The 19,633-nt window shown below is 70.8% G+C and carries 20 protein-coding genes, 1 pseudogene and 1 riboswitch; of the genes and pseudogenes, 10 read left to right on the forward strand and 11 right to left on the reverse strand.

What is annotated here, in order from left to right; genetic code table 11:
- The first annotated feature begins 100 nt into the window (after positions 1–100).
- Positions 101–562 carry a nuclear transport factor 2 family protein gene (locus ABZV94_RS23450; RefSeq protein WP_356343245.1) on the forward strand — a complete coding sequence of 154 codons (462 nt, stop codon included), beginning with the start codon at positions 101–103 and terminating at the stop codon, positions 560–562.
- Here ABZV94_RS23450 and rocD read toward each other — a convergent pair whose 3' ends face one another.
- A complete protein-coding gene (gene rocD, locus ABZV94_RS23455; protein WP_356343247.1) occupies positions 563–1,771 on the reverse strand; it encodes an ornithine--oxo-acid transaminase in 1,209 nt (402 codons plus the stop codon). It lies immediately after the preceding gene.
- Between the two features lie 103 nt (positions 1,772–1,874).
- Positions 1,875–1,965, forward strand: a riboswitch (ZMP/ZTP riboswitch).
- 34 nt (positions 1,966–1,999) lie between these two features.
- Here rocD and ABZV94_RS23460 point away from each other — a divergent pair.
- From ABZV94_RS23460 to ABZV94_RS23470, 3 genes are all read left to right on the forward strand, one after another.
- The gene (locus ABZV94_RS23460) at positions 2,000–3,454 is read left to right on the forward strand and encodes a glycine hydroxymethyltransferase (RefSeq protein ID WP_356343249.1); all 1,455 of its coding nucleotides are present in this window, start codon (positions 2,000–2,002) and stop codon (positions 3,452–3,454) included.
- Positions 3,455–3,553: 99 nt separating this feature from the next.
- Positions 3,554–4,567 (forward strand): tryptophan--tRNA ligase, encoded by a 1,014-nt coding sequence (gene trpS / locus ABZV94_RS23465; RefSeq protein ID WP_356343251.1) that lies wholly within the window; start codon positions 3,554–3,556, stop codon positions 4,565–4,567.
- A 149-nt stretch (positions 4,568–4,716) separates the two neighbouring features.
- A complete protein-coding gene (locus tag ABZV94_RS23470; protein ID WP_356343253.1) occupies positions 4,717–5,301 on the forward strand; it encodes a 2'-5' RNA ligase family protein in 585 nt (194 codons plus the stop codon).
- Here the strand turns inward: ABZV94_RS23470 and ABZV94_RS23475 are convergent.
- Positions 5,298–6,056, reverse strand: coding sequence for a decaprenylphospho-beta-D-erythro-pentofuranosid-2-ulose 2-reductase (locus ABZV94_RS23475; RefSeq protein WP_356343255.1), 759 nt, complete (start codon positions 6,054–6,056; stop codon positions 5,298–5,300). The genes ABZV94_RS23470 and ABZV94_RS23475 overlap by 4 nt on opposite strands.
- Positions 6,057–6,141: 85 nt before the next feature.
- Here ABZV94_RS23475 and ABZV94_RS23480 point away from each other — a divergent pair, with 85 nt between their 5' ends.
- On the forward strand, positions 6,142–7,050 hold the full coding sequence (locus tag ABZV94_RS23480; protein WP_356343257.1) for a YihY/virulence factor BrkB family protein: 909 nt from the start codon (positions 6,142–6,144) through the stop codon (positions 7,048–7,050).
- On the opposite strand, the gene ABZV94_RS23485 is transcribed toward ABZV94_RS23480, so the two are convergent.
- Entirely contained in the window at positions 6,998–8,257 is a 1,260-nt protein-coding gene (locus ABZV94_RS23485; RefSeq protein ID WP_356343259.1) for a D-alanyl-D-alanine carboxypeptidase, read from the reverse strand. The genes ABZV94_RS23480 and ABZV94_RS23485 overlap by 53 nt on opposite strands.
- Positions 8,258–8,348: 91 nt before the next feature.
- Here ABZV94_RS23485 and ABZV94_RS23490 point away from each other — a divergent pair, with 91 nt between their 5' ends.
- Together ABZV94_RS23490 and ABZV94_RS23495 are read left to right on the forward strand one after the other, a co-directional pair.
- On the forward strand, positions 8,349–8,588 hold the full coding sequence (locus ABZV94_RS23490) for an SCO4848 family membrane protein (RefSeq protein ID WP_030641438.1): 240 nt from the start codon (positions 8,349–8,351) through the stop codon (positions 8,586–8,588).
- 246 nt (positions 8,589–8,834) lie between these two features.
- The gene (locus ABZV94_RS23495; RefSeq protein WP_356343261.1) at positions 8,835–10,379 is read left to right on the forward strand and encodes an ABC transporter substrate-binding protein; all 1,545 of its coding nucleotides are present in this window, start codon (positions 8,835–8,837) and stop codon (positions 10,377–10,379) included.
- Here ABZV94_RS23495 and ABZV94_RS23500 read toward each other — a convergent pair whose 3' ends face one another.
- The 8 genes from ABZV94_RS23500 to ABZV94_RS23535 form a co-directional block, all read right to left on the reverse strand.
- Positions 10,380–10,997 carry a Uma2 family endonuclease gene (locus ABZV94_RS23500; RefSeq protein WP_356343263.1) on the reverse strand — a complete coding sequence of 206 codons (618 nt, stop codon included), beginning with the start codon at positions 10,995–10,997 and terminating at the stop codon, positions 10,380–10,382.
- A 90-nt stretch (positions 10,998–11,087) separates the two neighbouring features.
- Positions 11,088–11,834 carry a TetR family transcriptional regulator gene (locus ABZV94_RS23505; protein WP_356343265.1) on the reverse strand — a complete coding sequence of 249 codons (747 nt, stop codon included), beginning with the start codon at positions 11,832–11,834 and terminating at the stop codon, positions 11,088–11,090.
- Positions 11,835–11,907: 73 nt separating this feature from the next.
- Positions 11,908–12,318, reverse strand: a complete 411-nt coding sequence (locus tag ABZV94_RS23510) for a VOC family protein (protein WP_356343267.1) — start codon at positions 12,316–12,318, stop codon at positions 11,908–11,910.
- Between the two features lie 109 nt (positions 12,319–12,427).
- Positions 12,428–13,207, reverse strand: coding sequence for a succinate dehydrogenase iron-sulfur subunit (locus ABZV94_RS23515; protein ID WP_356343269.1), 780 nt, complete (start codon positions 13,205–13,207; stop codon positions 12,428–12,430).
- A complete protein-coding gene (gene sdhA, locus ABZV94_RS23520) occupies positions 13,207–14,961 on the reverse strand; it encodes a succinate dehydrogenase flavoprotein subunit (RefSeq protein ID WP_356343271.1) in 1,755 nt (584 codons plus the stop codon). Before sdhA ends, ABZV94_RS23515 begins: the two co-directional genes overlap by 1 nt.
- A 19-nt stretch (positions 14,962–14,980) precedes the next feature.
- Entirely contained in the window at positions 14,981–15,463 is a 483-nt protein-coding gene (locus ABZV94_RS23525) for a succinate dehydrogenase hydrophobic membrane anchor subunit (protein WP_014674540.1), read from the reverse strand.
- 5 nt (positions 15,464–15,468) lie between these two features.
- The gene (gene sdhC, locus ABZV94_RS23530; protein ID WP_043195476.1) at positions 15,469–15,849 is read right to left on the reverse strand and encodes a succinate dehydrogenase, cytochrome b556 subunit; all 381 of its coding nucleotides are present in this window, start codon (positions 15,847–15,849) and stop codon (positions 15,469–15,471) included.
- A 191-nt stretch (positions 15,850–16,040) separates the two neighbouring features.
- Positions 16,041–16,616, reverse strand: coding sequence for a 2-oxo-4-hydroxy-4-carboxy-5-ureidoimidazoline decarboxylase (locus ABZV94_RS23535; protein ID WP_356343274.1), 576 nt, complete (start codon positions 16,614–16,616; stop codon positions 16,041–16,043).
- Between the two features lie 217 nt (positions 16,617–16,833).
- On the opposite strand from ABZV94_RS23535, the gene ABZV94_RS23540 reads away from it, so the two are divergent.
- The 3 genes and pseudogenes from ABZV94_RS23540 to ABZV94_RS23550 all read left to right on the forward strand — a co-directional run.
- The gene (locus ABZV94_RS23540; RefSeq protein ID WP_356343280.1) at positions 16,834–18,444 is read left to right on the forward strand and encodes a glycoside hydrolase family 20 protein; all 1,611 of its coding nucleotides are present in this window, start codon (positions 16,834–16,836) and stop codon (positions 18,442–18,444) included.
- Positions 18,445–18,591: 147 nt separating this feature from the next.
- On the forward strand, positions 18,592–19,296 hold the full coding sequence (locus tag ABZV94_RS23545; protein WP_356343276.1) for a DUF4328 domain-containing protein: 705 nt from the start codon (positions 18,592–18,594) through the stop codon (positions 19,294–19,296).
- 115 nt (positions 19,297–19,411) lie between these two features.
- A pseudogene (locus ABZV94_RS23550) lies at positions 19,412–19,633 on the forward strand (hypothetical protein); the annotation flags it as partial.

The raw sequence follows: 19,633 nt of genomic DNA on the forward strand, positions 1-19,633 counted from the left end.
CGTCGAGAACGGGCGTTCTCTATCGTAGACCCATCGATGGAGAACGATCGTTCTCGAAGATGTCCGGACCTCCGCCCCGCCCCCGCCCGAGGAGACCGCCGTGCCCGAAGACCGCCCGCCCTACCCGCCGTTCACCCTGGAGACCGCCCTCCAGAAGGTCCAGGCGGCCGAGGACGCCTGGAACACCCGCGACCCCCACCGGGTGGCGCTCGCCTACACCCCGGACTCCGTCTGGCGGAACCGCGACCGGTTCGTCACCGGCCGCGAGGAGATCGTCACCTTCCTGACCGAGAAGTGGGAGCGCGAGCGGGACTACGCCCTCCGCAAGGGCCTGTGGAGCTTCCACGACAACCGCATCGCCGTCCGCTTCCAGTACGAGTCCCGCGACGCCGACGGCCAGTGGTGGCGCTCCTACGGCAACGAACTGTGGGAGTTCGACCGGCACGGCCTGATGCTCCGCCGCGAGGCCAGCATCAACGACGTCCCCATCGCGGAATCCGACCGGCGCATCTTCGGACCCCGGCCCGCCGACGAGCACGGCGTCGACTTCCCCCTGCACTGATCACGCCCCGGACAGCACCGCCCGCAGCTGCTCCACCCCCCAGTCCAGGTCCTCCTCGCCGATCACCAGCGGAGGCGCGATCCGGATGGTCGACCCGTGGGTCTCCTTGGCCAGGACCCCACGGGCCAGCAGCCGCTCGGAGACCTCCCGTCCGGTGCCGACCGCCGGGGAGACGTCCACCCCGGCCCACAGTCCCCGCCCCCGCACCGCCGTCACCCGGCCCGTGCCGGGCAGCTCGCCCAGCTGTCCGTGCAGCCGCTCGCCCAGCCGCGCCGCCCGCTCCTGGTACTCACCGGTCCGCAACAGGGCCATCACCTCCAGCGCCACCGCGCAGGCCAGCGGATTCCCGCCGAACGTCGACCCGTGCTCGCCCGGCCGGTACACCCCGAGCACCGCCGCGCTCGACACCACGGCCGACACCGGCAGGATCCCGCCGCCCAGCGCCTTGCCCAGCAGGTACACGTCCGGCACCACCCCCTCGTGCTCGCACGCGAAGGTCCGCCCGGTGCGCCCCAGGCCCGACTGGATCTCGTCGGCGACGAAGAGGACGTTCCGCTCGCGGGTCAGCTCCCGCACCCCGGCCAGATACCCGGCCGGCGGCACGATCACCCCGGACTCGCCCTGGATCGGCTCCAGCAGCACCGCCACCGTGTTCTCCGTCAGCGCCGACCGCATCGCGGTCAGGTCCCCGTACGGCACGATCTCGAAGCCCGGGGTGTACGGCCCGAAGTCCGCGCGGGCCTCCGGATCGGTGGAGAAGCTGATGACCGTCGTCGTACGACCGTGGAAGTTGCCGCCCGCCACGACGATCTTCGCCATCTCCCCGGGCACCCCCTTCACCCGGTACCCCCACTTCCGGGCCGTCTTCACCGCGCTCTCCACCGCCTCCGCCCCCGTGTTCACGGGCAGCACCATCTCCATCCCGCACAGCTCGGCCAGCTCCGTGCAGAACGCGGCGAACCGGTCGTGGTGGAAGGCGCGGGAGGTCAGCGTCACCCGGTCCAGCTGCCGCCGGGCCGCCTCGGCCAGCCGCCGGTTGCCGTGCCCGAAATTCAGCGCCGAGTAGCCGGCCAGCAGATCCAGATAGCGCCGCCCCGCCACATCCGTCAGCCAGGCGCCCTCGCCCGTGGCGATCACCACCGGCAGCGGGTCGTAGGTGGGCGCGCAGTGCGCGCCGGCGGCGGCGATGAGGTCTTGCGCAGCGGTCACGGCCTCTCCCGGAGACGACTCGGACTCGACGGTGACCTCCTTCTTATCCTCGCTCGCATGGTGGACGCGGGACCTGCCCCGCGCGGCGCGCCCGGTAGGCTGACGAGCGGGCCGTGACTGGCGCGCTTGGGATGGGACGGACCATCAGGGAGCGGCCCGAGCGGGAAAGAGTGCCGTGCGCCTGGGCCGAACGTGAACGCTGTACGCACACCGTCCGGAGGTCCCCCGATGCCCGAGAATTCCGCCCCCCTCTCCACCGAGTCGACGGCCTTTCGCGCCGCCCTCGACGTGATCCGCGCCGTCGAACCGCGCGTCGCCGACGCCATCGGCCAGGAGGTCACCGACCAGCGCGAGATGCTCAAGCTGATCGCCTCGGAGAACTACGCCTCCCCGGCGACCCTGCTCGCGATGGGCAACTGGTTCAGCGACAAGTACGCCGAGGGCACCGTCGGCCGCCGCTTCTACGCCGGCTGCCGCAACGTCGACACCGTCGAGTCCCTCGCCGCCGAGCACGCCCGCGAACTCTTCGGCGCCCGCCACGCCTACGTCCAGCCGCACTCCGGCATCGACGCCAACCTGGTCGCCTTCTGGGCCGTCCTCGCCGACCGCGTCGAGGCGCCCTTCCTGGAGAAGACCGGCGCCCGCCAGGTCAACGACCTGACCGAGGCCGACTGGGCCGAGCTCCGCCAGGCCTTCGGCAACCAGCGCATGCTCGGCATGTCCCTGGACGCCGGCGGCCACCTCACCCACGGCTTCCGCCCGAACATCTCCGGCAAGATGTTCGACCAGCGCTCCTACGGCACCGCCCCGGCCACCGGCCTGATCGACTACGAGGCCCTGCGCGTCCAGGCCCGCGAGTTCAAGCCGCTGATCATCGTCGCTGGCTACTCCGCGTACCCCCGGCTGGTGAACTTCCGGATCATGCGGGAGATCGCCGACGAGGTCGGCGCCACCCTCATGGTCGACATGGCGCACTTCGCCGGCCTGGTCGCGGGCAAGGTCCTCACCGGCGACTTCGACCCGGTCCCGCACGCCCAGATCGTCACCACGACCACCCACAAGTCGCTGCGCGGCCCGCGCGGCGGCATGGTCCTGTGCGACGACTCCCTCAAGGACCAGGTCGACCGCGGCTGCCCCATGGTCCTCGGCGGCCCGCTCCCGCACGTCATGGCCGCCAAGGCCGTCGCCCTGGCCGAGGCCCGGCAGCCCGCCTTCCAGGACTACGCCCAGCGGATCGTGGACAACTCCCGCGCCCTCGCCGAGGGCCTGATGCGCCGCGGCGCCACCCTCGTCACCGGCGGCACCGACAACCACCTCTGCCTGATCGACGTCGCCACCTCCTACGGCCTCACCGGCCGTCAGGCCGAGGCCGCCCTGCTCGACTCCGGCATCGTCACCAACCGCAACGCCATCCCGGCCGACCCCAACGGCGCCTGGTACACCTCCGGCATCCGCATCGGCACCCCGGCGCTGACCACCCGTGGCCTCGGCACCGCGGAGATGGACGAGGTGGCGGGCCTGATCGACCGCGTCCTCACCACCACCGAACCGGGCACCACCAAGTCCGGCGCCCCGTCCAAGGCGGCCCACGTCCTGGACGAGAAGGTCGCCCAGGAGATCTCCCAGCGAGCCACGGACCTGGTCGCGGGCTTCCCCCTCTACCCGCAGGTCGACCTCGGCTGAAGCGCCCCCGAAGGGGGCGCGGGGAACTGCGCGACCAGGCGTCACGGTCCGCAGTTCCCCACGCACCGAGCCCCCCGGGCTCTCTGCGAGAATGGGGACATGGCGAATGACCGACCTCGCGTGCTCTCCGGCATCCAGCCCACGGCTGGCTCGTTCCACCTCGGCAACTACCTCGGCGCCGTCCGCCAGTGGGTGGCCCTCCAGGAGTCCCACGACGCCTTCTACATGGTCGTCGACCTGCACGCGATCACGGTCCCGCAGGACCCGAAGGAACTGCGCGCCAACACCCGGCTCGCCGCCGCCCAGCTGCTGGCCGCCGGCCTCGACGCGGACCGCTGCACGCTCTTCGTGCAGAGCCACGTCCCCGAGCACGCCCAGCTGGCCTGGATCATGAACTGCCTCACCGGCTTCGGCGAGGCCAGCCGCATGACCCAGTTCAAGGACAAGTCCGCCAAGCAGGGCGCCGACCGCGCCTCCGTCGGCCTCTTCACGTACCCGATCCTCCAGGTCGCGGACATCCTGCTGTACCAGGCCCATGAGGTGCCCGTCGGCGAGGACCAGCGCCAGCACATCGAGCTGACCCGCGATCTCGCCGAACGCTTCAACGGCCGCTTCGGCGACACCTTCACCATCCCGAAGCCGTACATCCTCAAGGAGACGGCGAAGATCTACGACCTCCAGGACCCGACGGTCAAGATGAGCAAGTCGGCGTCCACGCCGAAGGGCCTCATCAACCTCCTCGACGAGCCCAAGGCCACGGCCAAGAAGGTCAAGAGCGCCGTCACCGACACGGACACGGTGATCCGCTACGACGCCGAGAACAAGCCGGGCGTCTCCAACCTCCTCACCATCTACTCCACGCTCACCGGCAAGACCGTCGCCGAACTGGAGCAGGAGTACGAGGGCAAGATGTACGGCGCGCTCAAGACCGACCTCGCCGACATCATGGTCGAGTTCGTCACCCCGTTCCGCGAGCGCACCCAGCAGTACCTGGACGACTCCGAGACGCTCGACGCGGTCCTCGCCAAGGGCGCGGAGAAGGCGCGTGCCGTCGCCGCCGAGACCCTCGCGCAGGCGTACGACCGCGTGGGCTTCCTCCCCGCCAAGCACTGAGGCGTACGACCGCACGGGTCCGCGCGGGCGGAGCGCTGCACATCACTTCCGCTGCGCCTGCCCGAAGGACATCCGTGGCCGTACAGTCGATAACCGACGGCCGGGACGAGACGGCCGAGAAGACGACAGACGCGACGACAGGAGACGACGTGGGGACCGTAACGATCGGCGTGTCGATCGCGGTCCCGGAGCCTCACGGCAGCCTGCTCCAGGAGCGGCGCGCGGGCTTCGGCGACGCCGCGGCTCACGGCATCCCCACGCACGTCACGCTGCTGCCGCCGACCGAGGTGGACGAGGCCGACCTGCCGGCGATCGACGCGCACCTCTGCGAGGTCGCCACCGCGGGCCGGCCCTTTCCGATGCGGCTGTCGGGCACCGGCACCTTCCGGCCCCTGTCGCCGGTGGTCTACGTGCGGGTCGTCCAGGGCGCCGACGCGTGCGCCTGGCTCCAGCAGCGCATCCGGGACGCCTCCGGCCCCGTGGCGCGCGAGTTGCAGTTCCCGTACCACCCGCATGTCACCGTCGCCCACGGCATCGACGAGGCGGGCATGGACCGCGCCTTCGAGGAGCTGGCGGACTTCGAGGCCGAGTGGCCGTGCACCGGCTTCGCGCTGTACGAGCAGGGCCCCGACGGCGTCTGGCGCAAGCTGCGCGAGTACACCTTCGGGGGGCCCGTCGTGCCGCCCCAGCCGGGCCGCACCGAAGTGGAACGGGGCACGATCGCCAGCCGTTAGGCCATCATCAGCCGGCGGTACACCACGCGGGGCGCATGCCGCAGGGCCGCCATCAGCGGGCGGAGCGCGCCCGGCACCCACACCGTCTCCGAGCGCCGGCGCAGGCCCAGTTCGATCGCTGTCGCCACCGCCTCGGGCGTGCTGGAGAGCGGCGTCCGCACCCGGCCCGCCGTCCGCCCCGTACGGACCGACCCGGGCCGTACGACCATGACGTGGACGCCGGTGCCGTGCAGGGCGTCGCCCAGGCCCTGGGCGAAGACGTCGAGTCCGGCCTTGCTGGAGCCGTAGATGAAGTCGGCCCGGCGGGCGCGTTCGGCGGCGGCGGAGGACAGTACGACGAGGGAGCCGTGTCCCTGGGTCTGGAGGCTGCGCCCGGCGACCAGGCCGGCCGAGACGGCCCCGGTGTAGTTGGTCTGCGCGACCCGCACCGCCCGCACCGGGTCGCGCTCGTCGTGCGCCTGGTCGCCGAGGATGCCGAAGGCGAGCAGCACCATGTCGACGGGCCCGTCGGCGAACACCTTGCCGAGGGCGGCCTCATGGGACTCGGGGTCGAGCGCGTCGAAGGCGACGGTGTGCACGTCCGCGCCGAGCGCGCGCAGGCTCCCGGCGGCGTTCTCCAGCGCCAGGGAGGGCCGGCCCGCCAGCCACACCGTGCGGGTGCGGCGGGCGATCAGCCGGCGCGCGGTGGCCAGCGCGATCTCGGACGTGCCGCCGAGGACGAGCAGGGACTGGGGCAGAGCGGTGGCGTCCTTCATGACAGCTGACCGTATCGCCCGTATATGACCGTTCTGCTGAAGAAACGCGGTGTTGACGCCCCTGCGCAGCGGGCACAGTCGGATCATGGACTGGCTGAAGAGGCTCCCCGGCATCGGGCCGATCGTCACCCGGCTGATGCTCACGCACGCGTGGCGGTGCTACGAGCGCCTGGACCGCGTCAAGTGGGCCCGGCTCGCCGCCGCCATGACGTTCGTCAGCTTCGTGGCCCTGTTCCCGCTGCTGACCGTCGCCGCCGCGATCACCGCCGCCACGCTCAGCCCGGCCAGCCAGAAGACCGTGGAGCACCGGATCGCCGACCAGTTCCCGGGCCTCGCCGACCAGCTCGACCTCACCTCCCTGGTCCAGAACGCGGGCACGGTCGGCGTCATCGCGGGCGCCGCCCTGCTCTTCACGGGCATCGGCTGGGTCGGGCAGGTGCGGGACTGCCTGCGCGCGGTGTGGGAGCTGCCGGACCGCGAGGAGAACCCGGTCGTCACCAAGGCCAAGGACGCCGTCATCCTGCTCGGCTTCGGCGGCGCCCTGCTGGTCACCCTCGCCGCGTCCACCCTCGCCTCGGCCGCCGTCGGCCTGGTCTCCCGGCAGATCGGCCTGGACGAGCACAGCTGGGGCAGCGTCCTGCTGCAGATGGCCGCGTTCGCCGTCGCCGTGCTCGCCGACTTCCTCGTCCTGCTCTACGTCCTGACCCTGCTGCCCGGGGTGGAGCCGCCGCGCCGCCGCCTGCTGGTCGCCGCGCTGCTCGGCGCGATCGGCTTCGAACTGCTGAAGCTGCTCCTCAGCGGCTACATCCAGGGGGTCGCCGCGAAGAGCATGTACGGCGCGTTCGGCGTTCCCGTGGCACTGCTGCTGTGGATGAACTTCACGGCCAAACTGGTGCTGTTCTGCGCCTCCTGGACGGCGACGCCGAGCAAGGCGGCGGACCTCAGGGACGTGCGCGACGGCGCATCAGGTCCGGCAGCGGCCACCGGCGGTTGACCAGGTACGCCCCGCCCCCGAGCAGCACCAGCAGCCCGCCCGCGACGGCCAGGGCGATCCCGGCCCCGCTGGAGGCGGACGCGGCGGTCGCGCTCGCCACCGGCTTCGCCCCCGCCCCGCCGCTCCCGGCCGCCTGCCCCGCCCCCCGACCCGGGTCCTGCGCGGCGGACGTGCTGGGGCCCGGCTGCGGGGTGGCCGACGCGGCGCTCTTCGGCGGCACCAGCTCACCCACCGCGTTGACCTTGCCGACGGCCTGGAAGCCCCAGTCGAACAGCTTCGCGGTCTCCTTGTAGACCTCGTTGTGCTCGTGCTTCTCCGGGTTCATCACCGTGACCAGCAGCACCTTGCCGTTCCGCTCGGCCACCCCGGTGAAGGTGGCGCCCGCGTGCGTGGTGTTGCCGTTCTTCACGCCCGCGATGCCCTGGTAGACGGGGACGTCGGTGTCGCCGCTCAGCAGCCGGTTGGTGTTCCGGATCTCCGCGGAGCCGAACTTCGCGCTCACCGTCGAGCAGTAGTCGCGGAAGTCCTTCTTCTGCAGCCCGGAGCGGGCGAACAGCGTCAGGTCGTACGCCGACGACACCTGCTCCGGCGCGTCGTAGCCGTCCGGCGAGACGACGTGCGTGTCCAGGGCCTGGAGTTCCTCGGCGTGGTCCTGCATGTCCTGCACGGTCTGCCTGATGCCGCCGTTCATCCGGGACAGCACGTGCACGGCGTCGTTGCCCGAGCGCAGGAACACCCCGAGCCACAGGTCGTGGACGGAGTAGGTGGCGCCCTCCTTTATCCCGACCACGCTGGAGCCCACGCCCACGCCCTTGAGGTCCGAAGCCGCCACCTTGTGCAGCGTGCCCTTGGGGAAGCGGGGCAGCACGGTGTCCGCGAACAGCATCTTCAGCGTGCTCGCCGGGGGCAGCGGCCAGTGCGCGTTGTGCGCGGCGAGGACCTCCCCGGACTCGGCGTCGGACACGATCCAGGAACGGGCGGTGAGGTCCTTGGGCAGGACCGGCACACCGGGGGCGAGGTTCACCTGGGTGCCGGGCATGCCGAGCCGGGCGCCGCCCACGGTGGACATCTGGGCCGGGGGCGTGGCGGTCGGGCTCGTCGAGGGGGCCGGCGCGGCGAGGGCGGCGGGCGCGGCGGCGGACAGGGACAGCAGAGTGGCTGAGGTGACCAGCAGGGATCGCCTGACGGTCGTGTTCGGTGCGGGCACGACCGAGAACGTACCCGGACCCGACCGCGAAGTCCCGCGACCCCTCCCACCCCCGGCACGGAACCGGACAGGGGACGGCGATACTGGACTCATGAAGCTCAGCCGCCCGGTCTCCTGGTTCCTGCTCGCGTTCGGGGTGTGGTCCTGGGTCATCTGGGTCACTTTCGTCAAGAACCTGGTCAAGGACAGCAGCGGGCTCGCCTTCGACGACGGTCACCCGACGGCGTACTTCTGGGTGCATCTGCTGCTGGCGGTCGTCTCCTTCGTATTGGGGACGGTCATCGGGGTCATCGGGTTGCGCGGTCTGCGCGCACTGCGCCGGAACTCATAGCCCACTGGTCGTGGTCAGCCGGTGCCCCGCGGGAGCGGAACCGCTCCCACCCTGTGGAGAAGCTGTGAAACCCGGCGGAAACAACGCCTCGGTAAGTTCTTTCACAACTGGTCAGAAAGCCCTTCCCCGCGGTGAAACCGGTGTGATTAGGTGAGCCGCGCCACTTAGGGGAGTGGCCGATTCGTGCTGGGCCAGGGGTAGGGCCTTGACGGGCCTGGGGAGGGCACCACCATGCGATCTGTTCGCATGCGGATTCTCGTGACGCTGCTCGTGCTCGCCGTCGTGGGGATCGGCGGCTGGCAACTGCTGCCGTCGCAGGACGACAAGGACAGGACCATCACCGTCGGTACGACGGACGCGGTCACCGCACTCGACCCGGCCGGCGCCTACGACGCCGGATCCTGGGCGCTGTTCAGCAACGTGTTCCAGTCGCTGCTGACCTTCGAGCCGGGCGGGGTCGAGCCGGTCCCGGACGCGGCGCAGAGCTGCGCGTTCCAGGGCAGCGGCCTCAGGACGTACCGGTGCACGCTGCGCTCCGGGATCACCTTCCCGAGCGGGCGCGCCATGACGGCCGAGGACGTGAAGTACTCCTTCGAGCGCGTGAAGAAGATCAACTCCGATGTCGGTCCGGCGTCCCTGTTCGACACGCTCGCCTCGGTGACCGCCGACGACGAGCACACCGTCACCTTCCACCTCTCGTCCGCGGACGCCACGTTCCCGCTGAAGGTCGCCACCGGCGCCGGCTCGATCGTGGACAAGGACAAGTACCCCGCCGACGCCCTGCGCACGGGCACCTCGGTCGACGGCACCGGGCCGTACACGCTGACGGCGTACGCCAAGGACCAGAAGGCCGACCTCGCGCCGAACGAGCACTACAAGGGCTATCTGAGCGGCGTCGGCCGCCCGGTCGAGCTGCGGTACTACGCCGACTCGGCGAAGCTCGACCAGGCGTGGAAGGGCCGGCAGGTGGACGTCGCCACCCGCACCCTGCCGCCGGGCGTGCTCTCCGAGCTGAACCCGAGCGACCCCAAGCAGCGGGTCACCGAGTCCGACAGCGCCGAGACCCGCAACCTTTACCTCAACACCCGCTCCGGCTCCCCGCTGCACGACGTGCGGGTGCGCCGGGCGATGGCCTGGCTGGTCAACCGCGAGCAGCTGGCCACGACGGTGTACGAGGGCACGGTCGATCCGCTGTACTCGCTGATCCCGACCGGCATCACCGGGCACACCACCTCCTTCTTCGACTCCTACCCGACCCAGAGCACCGACAAGGCGCGCCGGCTGCTCACCGAGGCCGGGGTGAGCCTGCCCGTGCGCTTCACCCTCGGCTACGGCATCGGCCGGGGCGCGGGCGCGGAGGAGTCCGTGGAGCTGAAGAAGCAGCTGGAGGCGGGCGGCCTGTTCAAGGTCGACGTCAAGGGCTACGAGTGGACCGACTTCCAGAAGCGCTGGGCCGCCGGGAAGATGGACGCCTGGGCGGTGGGCTGGGTCGCCGACTACCCCGACCCGGACACCTTCGGCGGGCCGCTCGTCGGCACCGGCTCCACCATGAGCACCGGGTACAGCAACAAGCTGGTCGACCACCTCATCCTGGACAGCCGGCAGTACGCCGACCGCACCCGGGCAGCGAAGGACTTCAGGGACATCCAGACGGACGTGGCCGAGGACGTCCCGCTGATCCCGCTCTGGCAGCGCAAGGAGTACGTGGTCAGCACCGAGGACGTGGGCGGCGGCCAGTACCTGTCGGACGGCACGGGCGTGTTCCGCCTGTGGCGCCTGACCTGGATCTGATCAGTCGGCCTTCTTCTGCCCGGCCCTGATGATCTGCTCGACGTCGAGCGCCACCTCGGCGCCGATCGAGTCGGGCAGCGTCACCGTCTCGCCGGGGGCGTGGACACGGTGGTTCGCGTACTCGCTCCCGGCGGGCTCCGTGAGGACGTGGAGGCGCTGGTGCTTGCGGTCGACCACGAGATAGACCGGCACCTTGGCCTCGGCGTACGCGCCGACCTTGGTCTTCAGGTCGTCCCGCCAGTTGCCGGAGGTGACCTCAAGGACCAGGCGGAAGCAGACCGGGTCGTAGGCGTTGTTCTCGATGAAGTGGTCGTCGATGTCGGCGTCCACGACGACCAGGTCGGGGATGCAGTAGTCCTCGGCCCCGGTAGGGAGCTTGATCGCGACGCTCTGGAGGACCTCGGTCTCCGCGCCGTGCAGTCCGGCGGCGAGGAAGGGAATCATGAGATCGGTCAGAACACGGGCGTGGGGGGCATCCGGTGAAGGGGTCACGAGGAGATGGCCTCCGATGATCTCGACGCGGTAGCCCGGATGGCGCTCCATGATCTCGTCGGCGATGGCCGTGAGGGAGAACGGCTCGTCGGCGTCGAAGGGCTGCTCGACGGATGCAGCGGACATCGCGTGCCTCCTAGGGGCTGGTGTCGAGAGCATCATCGTAGGCAGCCCGGACCCCGGGCGTCGTGTTCCCGCGCTGTCACCCGAAAGTGATCACTCGCCGTTCCGGTCCCCCCGCCCCGGGTCCGGCAGGACCTTCGTCATCCCCGGCAGGAAGTCCGTGAACAGCTCGTGGATCTCCAGGACGAGGGGCCGCAGCACCCGGAACCGGGCCAGCGAGACACCGCGGGCGGTCAGGCGGGCCCCCCGCCGCGCCAGCCGGTAACTGCGCTCCCGCCCCTCCGTGCGGTCGAAGATCCAGTACAGGACCAGGCCCATCTGGGCCAGCCACATCAGCTCCGGGAGCACGTCCCGCAGCTCGGGGGCCACCTTGGACTTCGAACCGGCCAGCACCTCCCGGTGCACGCTGATGGCCTGCTCGCGCGCGTGCTCGCTCTCCGGCGAGAAGGGGCTGAGCGGGCTGTCGGGGTCGGCCGCGTTCTTGAAGAACTGCACCGCGAACTCGTGGTACGGCCGGGCGATGTCCAGCCACGCGGTGAGCACGCCCGCGAGCCGCGCCTCCAGGTCGGTCTCCCGGTCCAGGACCTCCCGGACCGCCGCCTGGTGCTCGGCGGCGATCCGGTCGTAGAAGCCCTGGATCAGGTGTTCCTTGCCCTCGAAGTAGTAGTAGGCGTTGCCGACGGAGACCCCGGCCTCCTTGGCGATGGCCCGCATCGTCGTCTTGTCGTACCCGCGCTCCTGGAACAACCGCATCGCGGTCTCCAGGATCAGCGCACGGGTCTGCTCGGACTTGCTGCTGTGGGGGCCGGCCGCGTCGGGGCCGTCGTTCTTCGCGGGCACGGGAGGAGCCTAACGAGTGACGGGGGCGCCCCTGAGCAGGACGGCGGCCACGCCCGGCACCAGCAGGACCGCCTCAGGGTCTGCGGCCCAGTGCCGGGCGCTTGGTGTAGTCCGTGAAACCGAGGATGTTGCCCCAGGGGTCGGCGATCTCCACCGTCCAGCCGGTGGCCACCGGGAACACCTCGTCCAGGAGTTCGATACCGGCGGCGGCCAGCTCCCGCGCCGCCGCCCGCGCGTCCGGCACCTCCAGCCAGACGCGCGGCGAGGGCCAGGGCGGGGTCCGCCGCCGCAGCTCCTCCTCCGTGCGCAGCAGGATGCCGGGCGTCTCCCCGCCGACCTTCAGCTGTGCGATCCCGCCCTCGTCGAACCGGAAGCCCACGGCGAACCCGGCCCGCTCGTAGAAGGCGACGGCCTCGCCGAGGTCGCCGACGGGGAGCAGCACGTTGTCGAAACCGAGCAGTTCGTACGACTCTTCGTCTGACATGTCGTCACATTAGGAGCCTTACCGCCGGGAAGCGAGGAGCCCCACCGGAGCGGACTTCCGGTGGGGCTCCCAGGGGGACCCGTCAGCGGCTCACTGCGGAGCGGAAAGGTCAGTAGCGGCGCGTGATCAGGGCGCGCTTCACTTCCTGGATCGCCTTCGTGACCTCGATGCCGCGCGGGCAGGCGTCCGTGCAGTTGAAGGTCGTGCGGCAACGCCACACGCCGTCACGGTCGTTGAGGATCTCCAGGCGCTGCTCGCCCGCCTCGTCCCGGCTGTCGAAGATGAAGCGGTGGGCGTTCACGATCGCGGCCGGACCGAAGTACTGGCCGTCGTTCCAGAACACCGGGCAGGACGAGGTGCAGGCCGCGCACAGGATGCACTTCGTCGTGTCGTCGAAGCGCTCGCGGTCCTCCGGCGACTGGTAGCGCTCCCGGGTGGGCTCGTTCGTCTCCTTGACGACCAGGAACGGCATGACGTCCCGGTACGCCTGGAAGAACGGCTCCATGTCGACGACCAGGTCCTTCAGGACCGTCAGGCCCTTGATGGGCTCGATCGTGATCGGCTTCTCGGGGTTGATGTCCTTGATCAGCGTCTTGCAGGCGAGGCGGTTCTTGCCGTTGATCCGCATCGCGTCCGAGCCGCAGATGCCGTGCGCGCACGACCGGCGGAAGGTGAGGGTGCCGTCGACGTCCCACTTGATCTTGTGGAGGCCGTCGAGGACCCGCTCCTTGGGGTCGATCTCCAGCTGGAAGTCTTCCCAGGTGGCCTCCGCCGCGACCTCCGGGTTGAACCGGCGGATGCGGAAGGTGACCGTGATGTAGGGGGAGTCGGCGAAGCCGGGCTCGGGCTGGCCGGCCGCGTCCGCCTTGTCCAGAACAGGGGTAGCCATCAGTACTTACGCTCCATCGGCTGGTAGCGGGTCTGGACGACCGGCTTGTAGTCGAGACGGACGGTTTCCGAGCCGTCGGCGCCGACCTCGCGGTACGCCATGGTGTGGCGCATGAAGTTGACGTCGTCGCGGTTCGGGTAGTCCTCGCGGTAGTGACCGCCGCGGGACTCCTTGCGGGCGAGGGCCGACACCGCCATGACCTCGGCCAGGTCGAGCAGGTTGCCCAGCTCGATCGCCTCCAGCAGGTCCGTGTTGAAACGCTTGCCCTTGTCCTGGATCGCCACGTTCTTGTAGCGCTCCTTGAGCTCGGCGATCTTCTCGACCGCCGTCTTGATCGTCTGCTCGGTGCGGAACACCATGACGTTGGCGTCCATGGTCTCCTGCAGCTCGCGGCGCAGGGTCGCCACCCGCTCGTTGCCGGTGGAGGTGCGCAGCCGCTCGATCTGCTCGACGACGAAGGCCTCCGGGGCGTCCGGCAGCTCGACGTAGTCGGCCTTCGCCGAGTACTCGGCGGCGGCGATGCCCGCGCGGCGGCCGAAGACGTTGATGTCCAGCAGCGAGTTGGTGCCGAGGCGGTTGGCGCCGTGCACGGACACGCAGGCGACCTCGCCGGCCGCGTACAGGCCCGGGACGACCGTGGTGTTGTCCGCCAGGACCTCACCCTCGACGTTCGTCGGGATGCCGCCCATGGCGTAGTGCGCGGTCGGCTGGATCGGGATCGGGTCCGTGTACGGCTCGATGCCGAGGTAGGTCCGCGCGAACTCGGTGATGTCCGGGAGCTTGGCGTCCAGCTGCTCCGGCGGCAGGTGGGTGAGGTCCAGGTAGACGTGGTCGCCCTCGGGACCGCAGCCGCGGCCCTCGCGGATCTCCGTGTAGATGGAGCGGGACACGACGTCGCGGGACGCCAGGTCCTTCATGACGGGAGCGTACTTCTCCATGAAGCGCTCGCCGTCCTTGTTGCGCAGGATGCCGCCCTCGCCGCGGGCGCCCTCGGTGAGCAGGATGCCCATGCGCCAGATGCCGGTCGGGTGGAACTGGAAGAACTCCATGTCCTCCAGCGGCAGACCCCGGCGGTAGACGGCGGCCTGGCCGTCACCGGTGAGGGTGTGCGCGTTGGAGGTCACCTTGAAGAACTTGCCGCAGCCGCCGGAGGCGTAGATGACGGCCTTCGCCTGGAAGATGTGGATCTCGCCGGTCGCCAGCTCGTAGGCGACGACACCGGCGGAGCGCTTGACCCCGTCGACCTCGGTGATCAGCTGGTCCAGGACGTAGAACTCGTTGAAGAACTCCACGCCCTCCTTGACGCAGTTCTGGTACAGCGTCTGGAGGATCATGTGGCCGGTGCGGTCCGCGGCGTAGCAGGACCGGCGGACCGGCGCCTCGCCGTGGTTGCGGCTGTGACCGCCGAAGCGGCGCTGGTCGATGGTGCCGTTCGGGGTCCGGTTGAACGGCAGGCCCATCTTCTCCAGGTCGAGGACGGCGTCGATGGCCTCCTTCGCCAGGATCTCGGCGGCGTCCTGGTCGACCAGGTAGTCACCGCCCTTGACCGTGTCGAAGGTGTGCCACTCCCAGTTGTCCTCCTCCACGTTGGCCAGCGCGGCGGCCATGCCGCCCTGCGCGGCGCCCGTGTGGGAGCGGGTGGGGTAGAGCTTGGTCAGCACGGCGGTGCGGCTGCGCTTCGTCGCCTCGATGGCGGCGCGCATGCCCGCGCCACCGGCGCCGACGATGACGGTGTCGTACTTGTGGATCTTCATGATTCTCGCAGCCCCGTGCCTAGCGGATGTTCGGGTCGAAGGTGAAGATCACCAGCGTGCCCAGCAGGATGGTGAACACCGTGGCGGTGTAGAGCAGGCCCTTCAGCCACAGCCGGCTGGTCGGGCGCTCCGCGTAGTCGTTGATGATCGTGCGCAGGCCGTTGGCGCCGTGCAGCATCGCCAGCCACAGCATCAGCAGGTCCCAGACCTGCCAGAACGGGGACGCCCAGCGGCCGGCCACGAAGGCGAAGCCGATCTTGGAGACGCCGCCGTCCAGCACGAGCTGGATCAGCAGGTGGCCGATGACGAGGACGACCAGCACGATGCCGGACAGGCGCATGAACAGCCAGGCGGCCAGCTCGAAGTTGCCCCGGGTCGACTTCGGGGACTTCTTGGTGCGTTTGCGCGGCGCCTCGATCAGCGGGGCCGGGTTGTCGACGGTGTAGACGGGAGCGCCCTCGACGGGGCCGACTCCCGAGGCCGCGGTTTCAGTCGTGGACATCGGCGTCAGCTCCCAAACAGGACACGGTAGGCGTGGCCGAGGACCGGGTAGATCGCCCCGAGCATCAGCACGATCCAGACACCCATCACGGTCCAGAACATCTGCTTCTGGTAGCGCGGGCCCTTCGACCAGAAGTCGACGGCGATGACGCGCAGGCCGTTGAGCGCGTGGAAGAGGATGGCGGCGACGAGGCCGTACTCCAGCAGCGCGACGATCGGCGTCTTGTACGTGGCTACGACCTTGTCGTAGTCCTCGGGGGAAACACGCACGAGAGCGGTGTCCAGCACGTGAACGAACAGGAAGAAGAAAATGAGGACGCCGGTGACTCGGTGAGCCACCCAGGACCACATTCCTTCCCGGCCGCGGTACAGCGTTCCAGCCGGCACGGAAGAACCCTCCGGGAGCGGGGACTAGGGCCGCGCCGGCTTCACTGTCGGTCGGGCCCGGCCGGGTACGGTCCACCGGCCCTCTGCATGGTATCCACGTGCCGCCGTGGTGCTTACGGGGGGCCTACCGGTGTGATCAAAGTGGCACGCGGTTGGGCTAGCGGGAGCGGTTGCCGGGGCGGGTTCGAGTGTCATTTGCCGGGTGCGGGGGTGTTTGGGCTGGTCGCAGCCGTGTGCCGGTAGCCACAAATCGAACACGGCCCCGCGCCGCTGAGCAGGGTCAGCAGCCGCCCCCGCGCGAGGCGCCGGAGCTCGTCGGCCGCCACCACCCGCTCCTCCTCGGGATCGTTCGCCAATCGTGACCGGATCGCTTCGAGGATGTGGTCGATGACCTCGTCCGCGGCGACGTCACCCAGATAGATGACGAACGCGTGTCCGAATCGGGCCTCGTACGCGGCGTGCGCGGCGCCGAGGGCCATGTGGGCCGCCGAGTAGGTGTCCTCGGGCAGCTCGGGGAGGCGCTCACCGGCCAGCGCCTCGGCCAGATCGCCCGGCGAGAGGTCGTACGCCGCCTCGTCCCCCGCCGCCAGCAGGGCGTCCAGGTCGGGGTAGGGGCGGTGGTCGGCGATCCGGTCGGACCAGCGCAAGCTGTGCAGGCAGTGCAGGAGAAGGGCGCGGGCCTCCTCCGCGGGTGCCGTGTTGAAGGCGTCGAGGGGTGTGGGGAGATACGGCAGGCGGTGGGCGGGCAGCGTGGGTCCTCGCGTCACATGTGGTGTGGCAGGGGATGCTGTGAAAACTGTGACCTCAGGTTATCGAGAGTGGTCACGCTGTGTCCGAGGGATGCCTGAAATTCACCCGGACGGGAGAGTTTCGGAACGCCTGGGTGACAGCCGAGCGGAAGATCGGTCGTACGTTGGCAGGGTGATCCAGCACAGGCACAGGCGCCGTGGCCCGGCGCGGCAGCGGATACGGAAGCGGGCGGTGGTGGCCGCCGCGTTCGTCGGGACCGTCGCGCTCGGCACGGGCGTCGGCGTGTGGGCCTCGTCGGACGGGGGCGGCGGAAAGCCGGAGGGGAGCGCACGGCAGTCGTCCGGCCGGGTCGCCGGCACCGACGCCGGCGCCGGCGACCCGGGCACACCGACGGCGAGCCCCAGCCCGACCCGCTCCTACCCGCTGTCGCGGGCGCCGCGCACGATACCCGCGGTGCGCTCGCACACCCCGGCGCGCGGGCCCGGCTGGACACCGCGCCCGGGCGCCCGGGTGGTGGTGCGCGACCCCCGGCTGGCCGACGAGGGGCGGCTCATAGCCGGGGAGCTGGGGCTGAGCTACGCGGGGGAGAAGGACGACGTGCGGGCGGGCGATGTGCGGCTCGCGCTCGGCGGCGGGGGCGGGAACCAGGAGTCGTACACCATGACCGTCCGGGACGGGCGGGTCGACATCAGCGGGCCCGGCGAGGCCGGCGTGTTCTACGGCACCCGCACCCTGAAGCAGGAGGTCCACGGCGGCGGCACGGCACCCGAGGGCGTCGTTCGGGACGAGCCCGCCAAGCCGGTGCGCGGGTTCATGATCGACATCGCGCGCAAGCCGTACAGCGAGACCTGGATCGAGGACCGGATACGCGAGCTGGGGGACCTGAAGTTCAACGAGCTGGGCCTGCACTTCTCCGACGACCAGGCCTTCCGGATCGAGTCCAGCACCCATCCCGAGATCGTCTCCGCGAACCATCTGACCAAGGCCCAGGTCAGGAGGATCGTGGCGCTGGCGGAGAGCCGGCACATCACCGTCGTACCGGAGATCGACTCGCCGGGACACCTGGGGGCCGTCATCGCCGCCCACCCGGACCTCCAGCTGCGCAACGCGAGCGGGGTGCCGACGCGGGGCGCCGTCGACATCTCCAAGGAGGCCTCCGCCCGGATCGTCGACGACCTGCTCGACGAGTACGCCGGGCTCTTCACCGGCGACCAGTGGCACCTGGGCGGGGACGAGTACCAGGCGCTGACCGTCAAGGACCCGCAGGCCTCGTTCCCGCAGCTGGCCGCCGCCGCCCGGCAGGCCTTCGGCCCCGGCGCGACCGTCGCCGACCTCGCCACCGGCTGGCTCAACGACCGCGCCGCCACCGTCCGCGCCCACGACCGGAGCGTGCGCGCGTGGAACGACGGCTTCTACCGCACCGCCTCCGTGCGGCCCGACGCGGACATCAAGGTCGCCTACTGGACCGGCAAGGAGATCGGCGCCCGGCAGCCCGTGGAGTACCTGAGCGAGGGCCGGAAGGTGCTCAACTACAACGACGAGTTCCTCTACTACGTCCTCGGACAGCCGCAGACCTTCGTGTACCCGACCGGACAGCGGATCTACGAGCGGTGGAACCCGCGCGTGCTGCGCGGCACGACCGCCGTGCCGGAGCGCTACGACGGGCAGATCCTCGGCGGCTCGTTCGCCGTCTGGTCCGACTTCCCGCACGCGCAGACGGAGGCACAGGTCGCCGCCGGGATCCGGATGCCGCTGCGGGCCACCGCGCAGAAGCTGTGGGACCCGCGCACGCCCGCGCTGTCCTGGGCCGGCTTCCGCGAGCTGGCGGACCGGCTGGACCGGTGACCGGGTGGACGCGGGGCGGCGTCCGACCGTATGTTCCGGTGTCCGCGCGCGTCCTGAAGAACACCGCGTGTCCGTAGCAGTGTCCGCGCGTCACCTCGGGGAGAGCCGACGCCCGGCTCCGCTCTCGTCGTCCGGGGGGACTCCGTCATGACCTCGCCCGCGCCCGCGCCGCCGTACCCCGCCCCGCCCGGCGCCTGGCTGCGCTCGCCGGCCGGGCTCGCCCGGGCCACCGCCGTACTGCTCGGGCTCGTCGTCGCCACCGACCTGTTCGCCTGCTACGCGGACCTGCTGGAACTCGACGTCACCGGTGACATCGCCGACGGCGCCGGCGGGGCCGGAGTCGTCGACCGGGCCGACCGCGCGGACGCGCTCTACGCGGTGGCCGGCGTCTCCCAGATGGTCGCGCTGGTCGCCACGGCGGTCGTCTACCTGTGCTGGCTGTGGCGGGTCCGGGTGAACGCCGAGGTGTTCGACGCCTCCCGGCACCGGATGAAGCGCGGCTGGACGATCGGCGGCTGGTTCTGCCCCGTCGTGAACCTCTGGTTCCCGCGCCGGATCGTCGCCGACAGCTGGGACGCCAGCGCTCCCTGGGGCACCCGGTCCGGGCACACGCCGGTCAACGCCTGGTGGACGCTGTGGATCATCAGCCTCCTCGCGGGCCGGTACGCGTACACCACGTCCCGGAACGCCGGGACGGCGGCCGAACTGCGCGACGCCGCCCGGGTGATGCTGTTCTCCGACGGAGTCGACATCGCGGCGGCCGTCCTCGCCGTCGTGGTGGTCGTCCGGCTGACCCGGATGCAGGAGCGCAAGGTGTTCTCGGGCGAGCTGCCCGCCCCCGTCTACGGCTGACCTGCCGCGACTCCCTTTGGCCGAAACATTGCGCTGTGACACTCCCGCGCCGTCGCACGCAGTAAGGGGAAGTGCGGGCTCCGTACCGGTCGGCGCCCTGGCGAGGGAGGCATCCATGAGCCTGGTGGAACTGATCGCACAGGCCGACGAACGCGGACTGGCCGCCAGCGGATTGGCTTGTTTGGATCGGTGTCTGCCGCTGCTCGGCGGCGACGGCGAACTGCTGCGCCCGCTGTGGGCCCGCCTCGCCGACGGCTCCGACTGGTCCGCCGACCTGGCCCGGGCCCGCACCGCCCTCGGCCCCGCCGACCCCGTCGGCCCCGACGGCGACGAGGCC

Origin of the sequence: Streptomyces sp. NPDC004658 (assembly GCF_040609555.1) — a bacterium.
Taxonomy (GTDB): Bacteria; Actinomycetota; Actinomycetes; order Streptomycetales; family Streptomycetaceae; genus Streptomyces.

Bases quoted from the DNA above. Each gene is read 5' to 3' on its own strand.
- ABZV94_RS23460 (WP_356343249.1), top strand. From the start codon at position 2,000: ATGCCCGAGAATTCCGCCCCCCTCTCCACCGAGTCGACGGCCTTTCGC.
- trpS (WP_356343251.1), top strand. From the start codon at position 3,554: ATGGCGAATGACCGACCTCGCGTGCTCTCCGGCATCCAGCCCACGGCT.
- ABZV94_RS23475 (WP_356343255.1), bottom strand. From the start codon at position 6,056: ATGAAGGACGCCACCGCTCTGCCCCAGTCCCTGCTCGTCCTCGGCGGC.
- ABZV94_RS23480 (WP_356343257.1), top strand. From the start codon at position 6,142: ATGGACTGGCTGAAGAGGCTCCCCGGCATCGGGCCGATCGTCACCCGG.
- ABZV94_RS23490 (WP_030641438.1), top strand. From the start codon at position 8,349: ATGAAGCTCAGCCGCCCGGTCTCCTGGTTCCTGCTCGCGTTCGGGGTG.
- ABZV94_RS23495 (WP_356343261.1), top strand. From the start codon at position 8,835: ATGCGGATTCTCGTGACGCTGCTCGTGCTCGCCGTCGTGGGGATCGGC.
- ABZV94_RS23500 (WP_356343263.1), bottom strand. From the start codon at position 10,997: ATGTCCGCTGCATCCGTCGAGCAGCCCTTCGACGCCGACGAGCCGTTC.
- ABZV94_RS23510 (WP_356343267.1), bottom strand. From the start codon at position 12,318: ATGTCAGACGAAGAGTCGTACGAACTGCTCGGTTTCGACAACGTGCTG.
- ABZV94_RS23515 (WP_356343269.1), bottom strand. From the start codon at position 13,207: ATGGCTACCCCTGTTCTGGACAAGGCGGACGCGGCCGGCCAGCCCGAG.
- sdhA (WP_356343271.1), bottom strand. From the start codon at position 14,961: ATGAAGATCCACAAGTACGACACCGTCATCGTCGGCGCCGGTGGCGCG.
- ABZV94_RS23525 (WP_014674540.1), bottom strand. From the start codon at position 15,463: ATGTCCACGACTGAAACCGCGGCCTCGGGAGTCGGCCCCGTCGAGGGC.
- ABZV94_RS23545 (WP_356343276.1), top strand. From the start codon at position 18,592: ATGACCTCGCCCGCGCCCGCGCCGCCGTACCCCGCCCCGCCCGGCGCC.